This is a genomic window from Nonomuraea jabiensis (assembly GCF_014204795.1).
Classification (GTDB): domain Bacteria; phylum Actinomycetota; class Actinomycetes; order Streptosporangiales; family Streptosporangiaceae; genus Nonomuraea; species Nonomuraea jabiensis.
In genome coordinates this window covers 10,740,639-10,756,099 of record NZ_JACHMB010000001.1, presented here as the reverse complement: position 1 = coordinate 10,756,099, position 15,461 = coordinate 10,740,639, and the positions used below count along the sequence as shown (strand labels likewise).

At 72.1% G+C, this 15,461-nt stretch carries 17 protein-coding genes; 13 read left to right on the top strand and 4 right to left on the bottom strand.

Features of this window, described 5'->3' with window-relative positions; all coding sequences use genetic code 11:
- Positions 1 to 70: 70 nt before the first annotated feature.
- Together HD596_RS49265 and HD596_RS49260 are read left to right on the top strand one after the other, a co-directional pair.
- Complete coding sequence (locus HD596_RS49265) at positions 71 to 907, top strand: oxidoreductase (protein ID WP_185076215.1); 837 nt, start codon at positions 71 to 73, stop codon at positions 905 to 907.
- Positions 862 to 1,158, top strand: coding sequence for a TetR/AcrR family transcriptional regulator (locus HD596_RS49260; RefSeq protein ID WP_221521181.1), 297 nt, complete (start codon positions 862 to 864; stop codon positions 1,156 to 1,158). Before HD596_RS49265 ends, HD596_RS49260 begins: the two co-directional genes overlap by 46 nt.
- Here the strand turns inward: HD596_RS49260 and HD596_RS49255 are convergent.
- Positions 1,133 to 1,951: an SDR family NAD(P)-dependent oxidoreductase gene (locus HD596_RS49255; protein ID WP_185076214.1), complete on the bottom strand. Its 819-nt coding sequence runs from the start codon at positions 1,949 to 1,951 to the stop codon at positions 1,133 to 1,135. The two genes, HD596_RS49260 and HD596_RS49255, sit on opposite strands and share 26 nt — an antisense overlap.
- A gap of 73 nt (positions 1,952 to 2,024) precedes the next feature.
- Entirely contained in the window at positions 2,025 to 2,510 is a 486-nt protein-coding gene (locus HD596_RS49250) for a MarR family winged helix-turn-helix transcriptional regulator (RefSeq protein ID WP_221519948.1), read from the bottom strand.
- Between the two features lie 106 nt (positions 2,511 to 2,616).
- Between HD596_RS49250 and HD596_RS49245 the strand changes: the two genes are divergently transcribed.
- The 10 genes from HD596_RS49245 to HD596_RS49200 all read left to right on the top strand — a co-directional run bounded on the left by HD596_RS49245 (position 2,617) and on the right by HD596_RS49200 (position 13,329).
- Entirely contained in the window at positions 2,617 to 3,111 is a 495-nt protein-coding gene (locus HD596_RS49245; protein ID WP_185076212.1) for a beta-class carbonic anhydrase, read from the top strand.
- 374 nt (positions 3,112 to 3,485) lie between these two features.
- Positions 3,486 to 5,141: an ABC transporter substrate-binding protein gene (locus tag HD596_RS49240; RefSeq protein WP_185076211.1), complete on the top strand. Its 1,656-nt coding sequence runs from the start codon at positions 3,486 to 3,488 to the stop codon at positions 5,139 to 5,141.
- Positions 5,141 to 6,091 (top strand): ABC transporter permease, encoded by a 951-nt coding sequence (locus tag HD596_RS49235; RefSeq protein ID WP_221519947.1) that lies wholly within the window; start codon positions 5,141 to 5,143, stop codon positions 6,089 to 6,091. Before HD596_RS49240 ends, HD596_RS49235 begins: the two co-directional genes overlap by 1 nt.
- The gene (locus tag HD596_RS63030; RefSeq protein WP_185076209.1) at positions 6,088 to 6,921 is read left to right on the top strand and encodes an ABC transporter permease; all 834 of its coding nucleotides are present in this window, start codon (positions 6,088 to 6,090) and stop codon (positions 6,919 to 6,921) included. The genes HD596_RS49235 and HD596_RS63030 overlap by 4 nt, the downstream gene beginning before the upstream one ends.
- On the top strand, positions 6,918 to 8,924 hold the full coding sequence (locus tag HD596_RS49225; protein WP_185076208.1) for an ABC transporter ATP-binding protein: 2,007 nt from the start codon (positions 6,918 to 6,920) through the stop codon (positions 8,922 to 8,924). Before HD596_RS63030 ends, HD596_RS49225 begins: the two co-directional genes overlap by 4 nt.
- Before the next feature lie 19 nt (positions 8,925 to 8,943).
- Positions 8,944 to 9,615: an alpha/beta fold hydrolase gene (locus tag HD596_RS49220; protein ID WP_185076207.1), complete on the top strand. Its 672-nt coding sequence runs from the start codon at positions 8,944 to 8,946 to the stop codon at positions 9,613 to 9,615.
- Positions 9,612 to 10,637, top strand: a complete 1,026-nt coding sequence (locus HD596_RS49215) for a 2-oxoglutarate and iron-dependent oxygenase domain-containing protein (RefSeq protein ID WP_185076206.1) — start codon at positions 9,612 to 9,614, stop codon at positions 10,635 to 10,637. Before HD596_RS49220 ends, HD596_RS49215 begins: the two co-directional genes overlap by 4 nt.
- A gap of 1 nt (position 10,638) precedes the next feature.
- The gene (locus tag HD596_RS49210) at positions 10,639 to 11,394 is read left to right on the top strand and encodes a DUF427 domain-containing protein (protein WP_185076205.1); all 756 of its coding nucleotides are present in this window, start codon (positions 10,639 to 10,641) and stop codon (positions 11,392 to 11,394) included.
- Positions 11,395 to 11,404: 10 nt separating this feature from the next.
- Positions 11,405 to 12,988 carry an FAD-dependent oxidoreductase gene (locus HD596_RS49205; RefSeq protein WP_185076204.1) on the top strand — a complete coding sequence of 528 codons (1,584 nt, stop codon included), beginning with the start codon at positions 11,405 to 11,407 and terminating at the stop codon, positions 12,986 to 12,988.
- Positions 12,985 to 13,329, top strand: a complete 345-nt coding sequence (locus tag HD596_RS49200) for a 4Fe-4S dicluster domain-containing protein (protein ID WP_185076203.1) — start codon at positions 12,985 to 12,987, stop codon at positions 13,327 to 13,329. The genes HD596_RS49205 and HD596_RS49200 overlap by 4 nt, the downstream gene beginning before the upstream one ends.
- Here the strand turns inward: HD596_RS49200 and HD596_RS49195 are convergent.
- Together HD596_RS49195 and HD596_RS49190 are read right to left on the bottom strand one after the other, a co-directional pair.
- Entirely contained in the window at positions 13,319 to 14,209 is an 891-nt protein-coding gene (locus HD596_RS49195; protein WP_185076202.1) for a class I SAM-dependent methyltransferase, read from the bottom strand. The two genes, HD596_RS49200 and HD596_RS49195, sit on opposite strands and share 11 nt — an antisense overlap.
- A gap of 48 nt (positions 14,210 to 14,257) precedes the next feature.
- Entirely contained in the window at positions 14,258 to 15,178 is a 921-nt protein-coding gene (locus HD596_RS49190; RefSeq protein WP_185076201.1) for an NADP-dependent oxidoreductase, read from the bottom strand.
- Between the two features lie 59 nt (positions 15,179 to 15,237).
- Between HD596_RS49190 and HD596_RS49185 the strand changes: the two genes are divergently transcribed.
- On the top strand, positions 15,238 to 15,429 hold the full coding sequence (locus HD596_RS49185) for a hypothetical protein (protein ID WP_185076200.1): 192 nt from the start codon (positions 15,238 to 15,240) through the stop codon (positions 15,427 to 15,429).
- Positions 15,430 to 15,461: the final 32 nt, after the last annotated feature.

Here is a 15,461-nt window from a genome sequence, read left to right as displayed (position 1 = left end):
CTTCACAAATGGGACGTTCTTCCCATACATTAACATGTATTCCTACCTGAATACTATGAAAAGGTGCAATATGGCCACGTGGTTCCTCACCGGTGCTTCGCGAGGGTTCGGGCTCGAGCTGGCCCGCCAGATCCTGGCGGGCGGAGACACGCTCATCGCCACCGCCCGCCGCCCCGAGGGGCTTCGCGAACGGCTCGGGGCGTCCGAGCGGCTGATCACGGAGCAACTGGACGTCACCGACCCGGCCGGCGTCCAGGCGGCCGTCACCCGCGCGCTGGCCCAGGTCGAGCGCGTCGACGTGCTCGTCAACAACGCGGGCTACGGCGTGTTGGGGGCGGTCGAGGAGATCTCCGAGACCCAGACCAAGGAGATCTACGACGTCAACGTGTTCGGGCTGCTCCGGGTGACGAAGGCGCTCCTGCCGACCTTCCGCAGGCAGCGGGCCGGGCACATCATCAACGTGTCCTCCATCGGCGGGGTCGCCACGGGCGCGGCCTGGGGGCTGTACGGCTCCACCAAGTTCGCCGTCGAGGGCATCACCGATGCGCTGCGGGCAGAGGTGGGTCCGCTCGGCATCCACGTCACGGCTGTCCGGCCCGGGGTGTTCCGCACGGATTTCCTGTCGAAGGAGTCGCTGGTGATCGCGGACGGCGCCATCGACGACTACGCCGATACGTCGGGCCAGGCGCGGGCCTCCGTCGCGGACTGGGGTGGATCGCAGCCGGGCGACCCGGTGAAGGCGGCCGAGGCCATCATCCGGATCGCGCGGACGGCCAACCCGCCGCGCGGCCTGCTCCTCGGCGGCGACGCCGTCCGCAGGCGCGACCAGGTGCGGGCCGAGGAGCAGCGTGAGGTCAACGCCTGGAGGGAGCTGTCCCTATCCACGGACTACGCGGCGACGTCGTAGCCGTCTTCGCCCGAGAGGGGTACACCCAGACCTCGGTGGACATGATCGCCACCGAGGCCGGGGTCGCCAAGCACACCATTGACCACCACTTCGGTGACAAGCGGACGGTGCTCCGCGAGACCATCGCCACCGAGGCCGAGCGCGCGATGAGGAAGAACCCTCGCCGCCGGCTCCCCGCCGCTGCCACCGGCGGCGCGGACAGCCGCGGACTGAGCGGCAGTTCGGTCATTCTGCGAGGAGCTTGCGGGTGATCTCGTGGAGGCGGGTGGCCTCCGCGGGGTCGAAGGCGCCTGTGTCGGTGGGAACGCGTTCGCCTTCCAGGACCGCGGTCAGCCGGGCGGGCGGATCGTCGAGGTAGGGCAGGATCTGTGCGACGGCCTGTGCGGTGGTCTTGCCGATGGTTTTCAGGCGTTCCACCTGGGTCGCGGTTGCCTGGTCGTATTCGCCGGCGAAGCTGGTGGCGACGACGCCGGGATGGTTGAGCACGTACCGGACGGGTGTGTCGTGGTGGATCCGGATGAAGCTGACGCCCAGCAGGTCGCACAGTTTCGCGCTGTGGCCCAGTGCGCCGGTCCCCGGGTAGTCGCGCCGCAGTTGCAGGTCGTCCCAGCGTACGGGGCCGGTCTGGCCGGCTCCGCCGAAGTTGAGGATGACCGGGTGTGGTGCCCGGCTCAGCGGCCCGACCAGGCCGTGGCTGAGCAGGAACCGGCTGAGGTAGTAGAGCGCGAAGTTGCTCTCGAATCCCTCCGCGGTCTCCACGCGGTTCGAGCGGTGGTACCGCGCGCCGAGCACGAGGACGTCGATGCTCGGGTAGGTCCGGGTGATCCAGGCGAGGGCACGTTTGTTCTCGGTGACGAGACTCAGGTCCGCCTGCAGGAAACGGGCGCGGTCGCCCGCGCCGTGCCCGGTGGCGGCGTCGAGGAAGGCCTGGCCCTTCCCACGGTCGCGGCCGATGACCAGGACCTGGTGTCCGCGTTCCAGATAGGTGTCGGCCAGCGCCCTGCCGATGCCGTCGTTCCCGCCGGTGATCACTGCTGTGGCCATCGAGCCCCACCTTCATTTATTTACTTTGAGAAATCAAAGCATCTGTGGTGGCGGGGCCGCAAGCGGGCCCGGGTTAGTGAGGATTGGTGAGACCGAGCGTGGCGCGCATGCCGTCGAGCATGTGCTCCTGCACCCGCAGCAGGACGTCGGCGGCTCGGTCGAGCTCGGCCGGGTCGGTGCCGGAGAGGATGTCCTGGAGCAGGTCGCGCCGCGTGGCGCGGACCTGGGCCACGGCGGCGCGGCCTGCGTCGGTGATGGCGATGAGGCTGACCCTGCGGTCGTCCGGGTCTGGTATCCGGGTGACGAGGCCGTCGGCGCGGAGCCTGCGTAGCTGTAGCGAGACCGTCGACATGTCGATGTTCAGGCACTCGGCGATGTCGGAGACGCGCATGGGTTCGGCGACGTCGAAGTGCTCCAGCAGGCGCAATTCGCTGCTGGAAAGATCGCACCCCGAGCGACGTGCCACCTCGGCCTTGACGTGCCTGCTCTCACTCCACCGCACCACAGCCGACACCGCTACCTCGAGCCGAGCCAGTGCCGCCCGGTCGGAATGACTCACCACGCCATCGTAGAACGCCGCCTATGGGGGCAGCCTCCGGTGAGAATCCCCATTGACCATGTCGGAATTGCGGGTAATGGTGAGAGGACCGGTACAGGGAGGTCCGATGAGCATCACCGACGAGCTGGTCGCCAACGCCGAGCGCTATGCAGAGTCCTTCCGGCATGGGGAGCTGGCCCTGCCGCCTGCCAAACGGGTGGCCGTGGTGGCCTGCATGGACGCGCGGCTCAACGTCTACGGCCTGCTCGGGCTGGGAGAGGGGGACGCCCACGTCATCCGCAACGCGGGCGGCGTCATCACGGCGGGTGAGCGCCGCAGCCTGGCCATCAGCCAGCGGCTGCTGGGCACGCGCGAGATCGTCCTGATCCATCACACCGACTGCGGCATGCTCACCTTCACCGACGACGGCTTCAAACGGGACGTCTACGACGACGTCGGCATCAAGCCCGACTGGGCCGCCGAGGCGTTCACCGACCTGGAGGAGGACGTGATCCAGTCCATCCGGCGCATCCGGGCGGACCCGTTCATCCCGCACAAGGACGCGATCCGAGGGTTCGTCTACGACGTCAGGACCGGGCGGCTCGGCGAGGTCAAGCCGTAGCCGCACCCGCCATGAACTCCGGTCCCGGTCGGTGAACGTATTCGAGCGCACGGCACGGCCTCGCCGTGGCCGCCACTCTGCACGGTGAGATCGCCGTGCTCGATCGGGGCCGCCTGTCTACCGCACCCATTCATCGGCGACCTGCGACGCGATGCCCACGAAAGCGCGCTCGCGCGACGCGGCCCGGCGGTTCTTCGTGCGCTCCCTGGCCTCCTCTGGAGGGTCGCCGAGGCGTCGGGAAGGATGCGCAAGTCCGGCGACCGGCCGTGACGGGCCGTCCCCGCGGGCTGGACGGAGTGGTGGCGTCTCCATGGGTTGACATCCGAGTATCCCTACCTGAATAGTGGGTTAGAGTTCGTCATGAAGGAGCACCCATGAGGGAATTCCCCCGTCCCTTCAACCGGCCCGCCCTTCCGGGGGCCACCGATTTGACCAGGCGGGTTCTGCTCGCCGGGACAGGAGGGGGAGCCCTCTCGCTTCTGCTGGCCGCCTGCGGCGCAGGCGGCGGAGCCCCGTTGACCGGCGCGGACAGCGGGGCCCCGCAGGCCGGCACGGGCGCCAGCGCCGCGGCGTCCGTGCCACCCCGCCGCGGCGGGACCCTGCGCGCGGGCTCTCCGCCGCCGCCGACCGCCGTGGACCCCGTCACCATGTACGACGGCTCGGCCATCGCCATCGTCCAGCTCGTTGCCGACTACCTGATCTGGCTCGACCGGGACTTCACGCTGAAGCCGCGGCTGGCCGAGAAGTGGGAGTCCGAGGACGGTGGCAAGCGGTGGGCGTTCACGCTGCGCAAGGGCGTCACCTTCTCCGACGGCACGCCGCTCGACGCGGAGATCGTCAAGGCGAGCTTCGACCGGCTGCTCGATCCGAAGTCCAAGTCCGCCGCCCTGTCGGCCTTCGACACGGTGCTGGCGAAGGGCGGGGTGAGCGTGCGCGACGCCGCCACGGTCGTCTTCACGCTCGAACGGACCTTCTCCGACTTCCCGTACCTGGTCTCGGCGGGCAACTACAACGCGGTGATCCTGAAGAAGGACTACGCGGGCGACTTCACGAAGAAGCCGATCGGCACCGGCCCGTTCCTGCTGGAGTCGTACGACGCGTCGTCGGGGGCCACGTTCACCCGCAACCCGAAGTACTGGGAGCCGGGTAAGCCGTACCTCGACGGAGTGAAGATCACGTTCTATGCCGACGACCAGGCTGACCTGCTGGCGCTGCAGAGCGGTGAGATCGACGCGCAGATCCTCAGCCGCCCGCAGCTCGTCGGCCCGCTCAAGGGGCTCGGTGACATCACCGTGGACCAGGTCCAGGGCACCGGTCTGACCGCGTTCACGCTGCGCACGGACCGGCCGCCGTTCGACCGCAAGGAGGCGCGGCAGGCGGTCGCGTACGCGCTGGACCGGCCCGGCGTGAACGCCACCGTCTACGACGGCATCGGGGCTCTGGGCAACGACCACCTGTTCGCCCCGCTGTTCCCGGCCGCGCCGGACGGCATCGCCCAGCGCGCCAAGGACCCGGCCAAGGTCGCCGAGCTGCTCGGCGGGCAGCCGCTGAAGTTCACCCTGACGTACGACCCGCCCAGCAAGGACTACGCGCTCACCGTCCAGAACCAGCTCAAGCAGGCCGGCATCCAGGTCGAGCTGGACCAGCGCACCTCGGCCGACTTCTACGGGGGCGACCAGGAGAAGGACACCCCGTGGTTGTTCTCCACCGCGAACCTCGTCGGCTGGGCCGGCCGCGCCACCCCCAGCCAGTTCATCATCCCCATGGTCAAGGGCGGCGGCGTGTGGAACGGCTCGAAGTACGCCAACCCCGACGTCGACGCGGCCGCCGACGCCTACGACGCCGCCCAGACTCCGGAGGAACGCGCGACCCAGGCCGAGATCATCGCCAAGGCCCTGCACGAGGACGTCCCGTTGATCGTTTCCGTCTGGAGCGGGACCGTCCGTGCCTACAACGGCCGGAAGTTCACCGGCATCCAGGCTCACCCCTCCAGCTACGTCGACTTCAGCTCGGTCTCGCAGGTCGTGTGATGCGCTTCCTGCTGCGCCGGCTGGTGGCCGTGCCGCTGACCCTGCTGGGGGTGTCGGTTCTGGTGTTCGTCACGACCGAGCTGGTGCCGGGCGACGTCGCCCGTACGATCCTGGGCCGCGAGGCGAGCGCGGAGTCCGTCGCCCGCCTGCGCTCCCAGCTCGGCCTGGACGCACCCCTGCCCGAGCGGTACGCGGACTGGCTGGGCGGCTTCCTCACCGGCCGCTGGGGCGAGTCCTACACGCTCGGCGTGCCGGTCCGCGACCTCGTGCTCGACCGCCTCGCGGCCTCGATGCTGCTGGCGGCGCTGGCGTTCGCCCTGCTCGTGCCGGTCGCCGTCGGCCTCGGGCTGGTCGCGGGCGTCAACCACGACCGGCCCGTGGACCGCCTGGTCAGCGTGAGCGGGCTGGCGCTGGGGGCGACGCCCGAGTTCGTGACCGGGGTGGTGCTGCTGGTGGTGTTCGCGGTGCGGCTGCGCTGGTTCCCCTCCTCGGCGCAGGCGCCGGACGGCTCCTCCCTGCTCGTCCGGCTGGGCCATCTGGCGCTGCCGGCGCTCTCACTGGTGCTGCTGTGCACCGGATACGTCGCCCGGCACGTCCGCGCCGGCGCCGTGGTCGCGATCGAGAGCGCGTACGCGGGCGCCGCCGAACTGCGCGGCCTCACCCGGTGGCAGGTGGTGCGGCGGCACGTGCTGCGCAACTCCACCATCCCGGCCACCAGCGCGCTGGGCGTGCAGCTGCAGTTCCTGCTCGGTGGGCTGGTCACGGTGGAGCTGCTGTTCAACCATCCGGGGATCGGGGCGCTGCTGCTGTCGTCCGCGGTGGACAAGGACCTGCCGACGCTGCAGGCCACGGCCATGGTGCTGGGGCTGCTCTACATGGTGATCGTGCTGGCCGCCGACGTGGCGTACCGGCTGCTCGATCCGCGCATCCGGCTGGGGGCGGCGTCGTGACGGCCATCGCACTGCCGTTCACGCGGCGGCACAGGCACCGGACCGCTCTGGGCATCGGCGCGGGGATCGTCCTCGCATGGGCGGTCGTGGCGGTGCTCTGGCCACAGCTCGTGCCGTACGAGCCGGACCTGCAGGACCCGGCCGCCCGCTTCCTGCCGCCGGGCGGCGCGCACTGGCTGGGCACCGACCAGTTCGGCAGGGACACCTTCTCGCGGCTGCTCGCGGGCGCCCGGCCGGTGCTCCTGGTCGCGCCGGCGGCCACCGTGCTGGCGGTCGTGGCCGGAACCCTGGTGGGGCTGGCGGCCGGCACCTACGGCGGGCTGCTGGACGAGATCGTCATGCGGGTCCTCGACGCCGTCGTCGTGTTCCCCTCGATCATCGCGACCGTGCTGGTCGTGGCGCTGGCCGGGCGGTCGGTCACGGTCATGGTGCTGGTCATCGCCGCGTCGTTCGTGCCGATCGTGGCGCGCAGCGTGCGCGCCGCCACGCTGGTGGAGCGGGAGAAGTCCTACGTGGAGGCGGCCCGGCTGCGCGGCGAGCGATCCTGGGGCCTGACGGTGCGCGAGATCCTGCCGAACGTCGCCCCGACGGTGCTCGTGGAGGCCACGTCCCGCTTCGGCGACGCGATCTTCGCCGCGGCCACGCTGTCGTTCCTCGGTCTCGGACAGCCGCCGGGCTCGCCCGACTGGGGGGCGTCGGTGTCGGACAACCGGCTGTGGCTGCAGCTCGCGCCGTGGACGGTGCTCGGCCCCGCGCTGGCCATCGCCTCGCTCGTGGTCGGGATCGCGCTGGTCGCGGACGCGCTACGCGGGCGCTGGGAGGCGTCATGACCGGGCTCAGGATCGAGAATCTGTCCGTCGCCTACGCGGGGAAGGCGGCGGTGCGCGGGGTGTCGTTCACGGTGGCGCCCGGTCAGACGTACGGGCTCGTGGGGGAGTCGGGGTGCGGCAAGACGACCGTGGGCCGGGCGCTCGGAGGCCAGGTCGCGCGTGGCGGAGCGATCACCTCGGGCCGGATCGTCGTGGACGGCGTGGACGTGCTCGGGCTGCCGCCCGCGGGCCTGCGGCGCTGGCGGGCGGCGGCGCTGGCCGTCGTGCACCAGGAGGCGAGCGCCTCGCTCGACCCGACCATGCGGGTGGGCACGCAGCTCGCCCAGGCGCTGCGGGCGCGCGGTCGCGACCGCCGGGAGGTCCCCGAATTGCTGGAACGGGTGCGCCTGCCTGATCCCCGCGCGATCGCCCGCCGGTATCCGCACCAGTTGTCGGGCGGGCAGCAGCAGCGGGTGGTCATCGCCGCGGCCCTCGCCGCCCGCCCCCGGCTGCTCGTCCTCGACGAGCCGACGACCGGGCTGGACGCGACGGTCGAGCGGGAGATCCTGGAGCTGATCGGCGAGCTGCGGGTCGAGCTCGCCGCGGCGGTGGTGCTGATCAGCCACGACCTGGATCTCGTCGGACGACTGTGCGACCGCGTCGGGGTCCTGTACGCGGGCCGCCTGGTTGAGGAGGGACCGGCCGGGGCGGTCCTCCGGGAGCCCGCGCACCCGTACCCGGCGGCGCTGCTGGCCGGTACGCCCCGGCTGGGCCGTACCCGGCGCACCCACCCGCTGACCCCCATCCCCGGCCATCCGCCCGTCCCGGGAGAGGAGCTCGCGGGCTGCTCGTTCGCCCCCCGCTGCCCCCGGGCGGACGCGTTGTGCCACGCCACCGCCCCGGCACCGTCCGCGGTGGCGGTGGCGGTGGCGGTGGCCGGTGTGCCTGTGCCGCCCGTCGCCTCGGGCGTGGCGGCTCTCCACCAGGCGAGCTGCCACCACCCGGACCAGGCCCGGCGACCGGAACCGCGACCGCAGCCCCCGCAAAGGCAGCCCGCGGAGACGGAACCTGCGGAGACGGAACCTACGGAGACGGGGCCCGCCGTGCCGGAGAGCGGGCCGCTGCTGGAGATCCGGGGACTGACGCGCCGGTACGGCAGGACCGTGGCCGTGGACGGTGCCGATCTGGTGATCCGGCGGGGTGAGGTGGTCGGGCTGGTCGGCGAGTCGGGCAGCGGCAAGACCACGCTCGCCAGGGCGGTCGCCGGGCTGGCAGGACGCGGACCGGGGACGATCACGTTGCACGGACGTCCCCTCCACCCCTCGGTGACCCGCCGGGACCCCGGGCAGCGGCGCGCCGTACAGATGGTCTTCCAGAACCCCTACGCCTCCCTCAACCCGAGCCACACCGTCCGCGTCATCCTGGCCAAGGCGGCCCGCAGCCTCGGCGGCACGCGAGAACCGGCGGACCTGGCGAGGGAAGCGGGCCTCGACGCGTACATCCTTGACGCCCGCCCCGACCGCCTGTCCGGCGGCCAGCGCCAGCGGGCCGCCATCGCCCGCGCCTTCGCCGGCGAACCCGACCTGGTGGTGTGCGACGAACCCGTGTCCGCCCTGGACGTCAGCGTGCAGGCCGGCGTGCTGCGGCTGCTCGACGACCGGCAGCGGGCCGGCGGCACGTCGTACCTGTTCATCTCGCACGACCTGGCCGTCGTCGGCTACCTCGCCGACCGGATCGCGGTGATGTACCAGGGCCGGATCGTCGAGCAGGGACCGGCCGGGCAGGTCCTGCACGGCCCGCACCACCCCTACACGGCGTTGCTCGTCGGGAGCCGCCGGCCCGGACCTCCGGGCCGGGTGAGCGCCACCGGATGCCCGTTCGCCGGCACCTGCCCCAGCCGCGTCGGCGGACTGTGCGACACGAGCGCGCCACCGGCGCGCGACCTCGGACAGGGGCACGTCGTCCGCTGTCACCTCGATCCCGACCGGCTCCCACGCCGAGCCGGGAACAGCACGTCACCATAACCGCTCTCCGGGAGGAAGCATGTCCGACCACGAGTTCGCCGGTCTGCCCGGCCCCGTGCAGCGCCGATGGGTCACCGTCTCCACCGGCGACCACGTGAGCGGCGTCGCCTGGGGGTCGGGACCGCCGGAAGTCGTCCTGCTGCACGCCGCCGGCGGCAGCGCCCGCGACTGGGACGGCCCGCTGGCCGGGCTCGGCCGTCCCGCGCTGGCCCTCGACCTGCCGGGCCACGGTCGCTCCAGCCGACACAGCTCCGCCTACGCGCCCCGCAAACTGGTGCTGCCCATCGCCGAGGCGATCAGATCGTTCGCCCCGAAGGCCAAGGCGGTGGCCGGGACCGGGCTCGGCGCGCTCGCCGCCGCCGCGCTGGCCGCCCGGCACCCGCACCTCGTCCCCGCCCTCATTCTCATCGGAACCCTCCCCGGGCATCCCGCTCCCTCGGACGACGCCGAGTACCTCTGGCAAGGGCTCGCCCGGCTCGCCGCCGGGGGAGCACCCGTCACCGTCGTCCGCGGCAGCCTGAGCGACGCCGCCGTGGCCGAGCTGAGCGAGCGCGTGCCGTCCGCCCGGCTCGTCGCCTCGGAGGGACACAGCCCCGCTCCCGACGGACCACCACCCACCGCGGCCGGGCTCACGCCCGCCCGGCTCGCCGACCTCCTGCTGACCGGCCCGACCACGAGGAGCAGCTCATGACCGCCCAGATCCCCCTCATCGACCTCGAACTCGCCCTCAGCGACGACGCCCCGCCCGAACTGCTCGACGCCGCCCGCGAGGCGGCCGAGCAGATCGGGATCATCCAGGTGACCAACCACGGAGTGCCCGACGAGCTCATCGACGGCTTCCACGACTCCATCGGCCGCGTTCTGGCCTTGCCCCGCGCGGACAAGGCCGAGCTGGCCAGCCCCACCGGCCACCCTTACCGCGGCTGGCGGCAGTGGCCGGACGACTTCGGCCGCCTGGAGCTGGAACGCTTCATCATCGGCCAGTTCGGCAGCGTCGAGGAGGCGAAAGCGGCCGGGCTCAGCGACGAGCACGCGCAGCTCTACGCCCACCCCAACGTCTGGCCCCCGCAGGAGCCGGGCCTGAAGGACCTGGCCGCGCGCTACCACGACGCCTCGGTCGGCGTGGCCGAGAAGGTGCTCACCCTGTACGCGCGCCTGCTCGGCGTCCCCGTCGGCACCTTTCCCACCTCCGGACGCCCCTACTACACCAGCTTCGTCGTCAACGACTACCCGACCTGGACCTATGACGACGGCGGCGACACCGACCAGGACAAGCTGCTCCTGCTGGAGCACGCCGACGGCTCCGCGCTCACGGTGCTGCACCAGCGCGGCGACTACGCCGGGCTGCAGGGCCGCGGCCCCGACGGCGAGTGGATCCCGGTCCCCATCGTGCCCGGCGCCCTGCAGGTGTTCTCCGGTCACATCCTCACCAAGTGGACGAACGGCCGCCTGTCCGCGGGTACGCACCGGGTGGTCGCGGGTGGTTCGGTCACCAGGCGTTCGACCGGCGTGTTCTGGCATCCCAGCCTGGACACCGTGATCGAGCCGCTGGCCCCGTTCGTCGGCCCCGAGGGCTCCGACTACGAGCCCGTGCTGCTGTGGGACCAGGCCAAGCGGCAGGTCGAGGAGTATCTGGAGGTGTTCGGCCGGCCGGACCAGGTCGCGGCGTGGCGCGAGGGCCGCCCGTACGTGGCCGAGCTGGCGGAGACCTGACATGCCCGGGGACTTCCGCTGGGAGCCGAGCGAGCGCTGGGTGCGCGGTCTGCGCGACGGCGTCGTCGTCGTGGACAGCCGCGCCCCCGTGCTCGTGTGGGAGCCGGGCCGGCCGGTGCCCGGGTACGCCTTCCCCGCCCGGGACGTGCGTACCGACCTGCTGCGCGACGCCGGGGAACCGCCGGGCGTCCGCTACGACCTCGCGGTCGGGGACGCGCTCGTACGCGACGCCGCCTGGCGGTATCCGGAGCTTCCCGACCACATCGCGTTCGCGTGGTTCCGGCGTCCGGACGTGGTGCTCGACCACTGGTACGAGGAGGAAGAAGAGATCTTCGTGCACCCGCGCGACCCGTACAAGCGGGTGGACCCGATCCCCAGCTCCCGGCATGTCGTCGTCGAGATCGGCGGGCAGGTGGTCGCGGACACCCGTCACGCGGTGCTGCTGTTCGAGACAGGTCTGCCGACCCGCTACTACATCCCGCCGGATGACGTGCGGTTCGACCTGCTGGAGCCGACCGATACGCACACCCGCTGCCCGTACAAGGGGGTGGCCTCCTACTGGGCGTTCAAGGGCGGAGGCGCGCCGCCCGACGTCGCCTGGGCCTACCCCGACCCCATCCCGGCCGCCGCGCCGATCAAGGGGCACGTGGCCTTCTACAACGAGGCAGTGGACATCGTCGTCGACGGCGTCGGGCAGGAACGTCCCGTCACCTTCTTCAGCGCAGGACTGACGAGCCGCCCTGCGGATCTCCCATGAGGAGGGAGTCATGACCGATCTGGATCTCATCGCAGACGTCCTGGTGGCCGGCGGCGGGCCGGCCGGCGCCTGGGCCGCCGTCAAGGCAGCCGAGTCGGGCGCCGACGTCGTCCTGGTCGACAAGGGCTACCTGGGCACGAGCGGTGCTACTGCTGCCGCCGGCACCGGCGTCTGGTACGTCGATCCCGACCCGGCCTCCCGCGAGGCGGCGATGGCCTCCCGGGAGGCCCTGGGCGGGTACCTCGCCGATCGCGCCTGGATGGCCCGGGTCCTGGACCAGACGTACGCGAACATGAACGAGCTGGCCGAGGTGAGCCGCTACCCCTTCCCGGTGGGTGAGGACGGCGGGCAGATCCGGCGCGGCCTGCAGGGCCCGGAGTACATGCGCCGCATGCGCATCCGCGCGCGCCGCTCGGGGGTGCGCGTGCTCGACCACAGCCCTGTCACCGAACTGCTGGTGGACGCGGACGGCGCGGTCGCGGGCGCGGCCGGCCACCGCAGGCAGCACGACCGCTCCTACCGGGTGCGCGCGGGCGCGGTGGTGCTGGCCACCGGCGGCTGCGCCTTCCTCAGCAAGGCGCTCGGCTGCGACGTCAACACCGGCGACGGCGCCCTGTTCGCGGCGGAGACCGGGGCCGAGCTGTCCGGCATGGAGTTCTCCAACGCCTACGCGATCGCTCCGGAGTTCACCTCCGTGACCAAGACCGCCTTCTACTCCTATGCCACCTTCTACCATGCCGACGGCAGCGTCCTGGAGGGTGCGGGGAGCACGCGCGGCCGGTCGGTGATCGCGCGGGCGCTGCTGTCCGAGCGCGTCTTCTGCCGCCTCGACCAGGCGGGGGAGGGGATCAGGCAGGCGATGCGGCTGGCTCAGCCCAACTTCTTCCTGCCCTTCGACCGGCAGGGGATCGACCCGTTCACCGAGCTTTTCCCCGTCACGCTCCTGGCGGAGGGGACCGTACGCGGGACCGGCGGGATCCGCCTGACCGGCTACGACTGCGCCACCTCCGTCGCGGGCCTGTACGCCGCCGGCGACGCCGCCACCAGGGAGCCGATCTGCGGGGGCTTCACCGGCGGCGGCAGCCACAACGCGGCCTGGGCGATGTCGTCCGGCACCTGGGCAGGGCAGGCCGCGGCCCGTCACGCCCGCGCTCTGGGTGCCCGGGCGGCCACGCGGGCCGTGCGCGGAGCGGGCGGCGCCGGATTGCGGCCGACCGGCGGCGACCCGGCCGGGCACCGCGAGATCATCGAGGCGGTCCAGGCCGAGGTGCTGCCGTACGAGAAGAACTACCTGCGCCACGGCGACCGGCTCGCGCCCGCGCTGGCCTCGCTCGACGAGACCTGGAAACGGGCCAGGCACGGCCTGCGCGCCGACGGCCCCGACGTCGTGCGCGCCCGCTCGGCCGCCGCGATGGCGGCCCACGCCCGGTGGATGTACGCCAGCGCGCTGGCCAGGACCGAGAGCCGCGGCATGCACAAGCGTGCCGACCACCCCGGCTCCGACCCCGCCCAGCACCACCGGCTGATCTCCGGCGGGCTCGACGAGGTCTGGGTGCTGCCGGAGACCGGGTGGCCCCTGGCGGTGGCGTCGTGATCGAGATCGTGCTGCGCGACCGGTGTATCGCCTGCGACAAGTGCGTCGAGGCCTGTCCGACGGACGTGTTCGTACGCGGGGACGACGGGGTGCCGCTGATCGCGCGGCAGGGCGATTGCCAGACGTGCTTCATGTGCGAGGCGTACTGCCCGGTGGACGCCCTCTACGTGGCCCCGGACGCGCACCCGCTCCCGGAGCCGCCCGATGTGACCGAACTGGCCGAGCGTGGGCTGCTGGGCGGATACCGCCGGCAGATCGGCTGGGGACACGGGCGCACCCCGGGCGCCCGGCGGGCGATCGGGCCGGTGCTGCCCTCGACGTCGCAGGTGATCATCTCGTGATGGGAAGCGCCGGCTTGCGGGCCAGCTCATAGGCGAAACTGACCGTTTCGGTGAGGTGGCCGTCGGCCGTGTGACGGCTGAGTACAGCCGTAAGGTCGGCGTCGAACTCGGCGGCGTGGCCGGCGAGCACCGAGGGCGGCAGGAACGAGGTCGATCGGAGGTGTCCGGCGAGTTCAGCGATCGTCCAGCGGTGCTCGACGGGGTACTCGTGGCGTCCGGCGGGCTCGAACCCGGCGCGGGACAGCACTTCGTGGTCAGGCAGTCGCCGCCGCGCCTGATCCCAGCCGGGTGGGACGCGCTCGGCTGCGCCGAGGGCGTTCTGCCAGGTGCGCAGCATGCCGGCGAGCGCCCGCTGCCATTCCCGGGGACCGGTCCAGGGGGAGGTCGACCAGCACAGCGCCAGGCAGCCGCCGGGTCTGAGCCACGCGTGGGCACGTTCGGCGACCGGTTCGCGGCGGAGCCGGTGAAAGGCGTTGCCGATGACGACCAGCTCCAAGCTGCCCGGCTCGACGCACAGGTCCTCGGCGCTCGCGGTGATCGCTCGGAGGTGGTCCGCGGCGGTGGCAAGCGCCTTGGCGCGGACCACGTCGGTCATGCCGGGTTCGGCGTCCACGGCCCAGACCTCTGCGAACAGGCCGCACAGCGGGAAGGCGAGCTGGCCGGTGCCGCATGCCAGGTCGAGCAGGCGTCCGCGGCCTGACAGGGCCGCCCGGCGGGTCAGGTCGGCCAGCATCGGGCCGGGATAGGGGAGCCGGAACCGGTCGTAATATCCGGCGGTGCCCTGGTACAGGCCGGGCTCGAACCTGACCTCGCCGGTCATGGGATCACCAGCTTCCGCCTGCGTGGCGAGCACGACTTCGCCGCGCTCCTGGTCACCCACGACGTGAACGAGGCGCTGCTGCTCTCCGACCGTACTCGCCGGCAACGCTCATGCGCCGAGCTCGATCACGATCTTGCCGCGCGCGTGGCCGCCCTCCACCGTGCGCAACGCCTGGGGTGCCTGCGCAAGGGGGAAGGTCAGGGTGACGAACGGCCGCAGCACCCCCTCCACGGCCAGGTTCGCAACCGCGTCGAGCACCGTCCGGTCACGGACCCGCTGGACCGGTGAGCCGCCGAGCCGCGCGACCGTCTCCCGGTCGGCCGCGGTGATCAGCTTCGACCGATCCGCCAGTACGCCGGCCACCTCCTCCAGCGCGCTGCCGCCGACCAGGTCATAGATCGCGTCGACGCCTTCCGGCGCGGCGTCCCGGATCCGGTCTGCGGCACCCGGTCCCGGCTCGACGTGGACCGCGCCGAGCGCCTCGACGAAGTCCTTCTTGCCGGCGCTGGCAGTGCCGATCACCCTCACACCGGTGTGCCGCGCGATCTGTGCCGCCGCCACCCCGACCCCGCCCCCGACGCCGATGATCAGCAGGGTGGCGCCGGGTGGGAGCGCCAGCTGATGTACGCCGTCGTACGCCGTCGCCGCCGCGATGGGGAGTGTCGCCGCGTCCGCGAACGACAGGCCGTCGGGCTTGCGCGCGGTCAGCCCGACCGGAAGCAGCGCGTACTCCGCGTAGCCGCCGCTGACGGGGTTGCCGAAGACCGCGTCACCGACCGCGAACTCCTCGACGCCGTCCCCGACCTGCTCGACCACCCCGGAGACCTCGCCCCCGAACACGGCTGGGAAGTCGGCGGCCGGGGCGCCCGGCGGACGGTAGCCCGTCCGCCTCTTCCAATCGACGGGATTGACCCCGGCCGCCCGCACCGAGACCAGGACCTGTCCGGCACCGGGGACCGGCCGCTCGACCTCGGCGAACGCCTCCACTTCCGGGCCGCCGTACTGGGTGAACACATATGCCTTGGGCATCGGACCTCCTACCGCTTGTGCGCCTAGAATATTCCAATTAAACAGGTAGGATTTAGGCGATGATCGATGCCGATCAACGGCTGGGCCGGCGAAGACGTACCGACAGACTGATTCTCGCCGTAACCCTGAAGCCATGCCTGATCTGGTACGGCCTCGAATCCCCCAGCGACGGCGCAGCCGACGCCGCGGCCCAGTGGCAGCCGCAACGGCCCGGAGCGTTCGGCTCCGTCCTGCGGGCGGTCATCTCGTGACGGAGGCGACCTTGCCGTTGCGGGGGTACTTC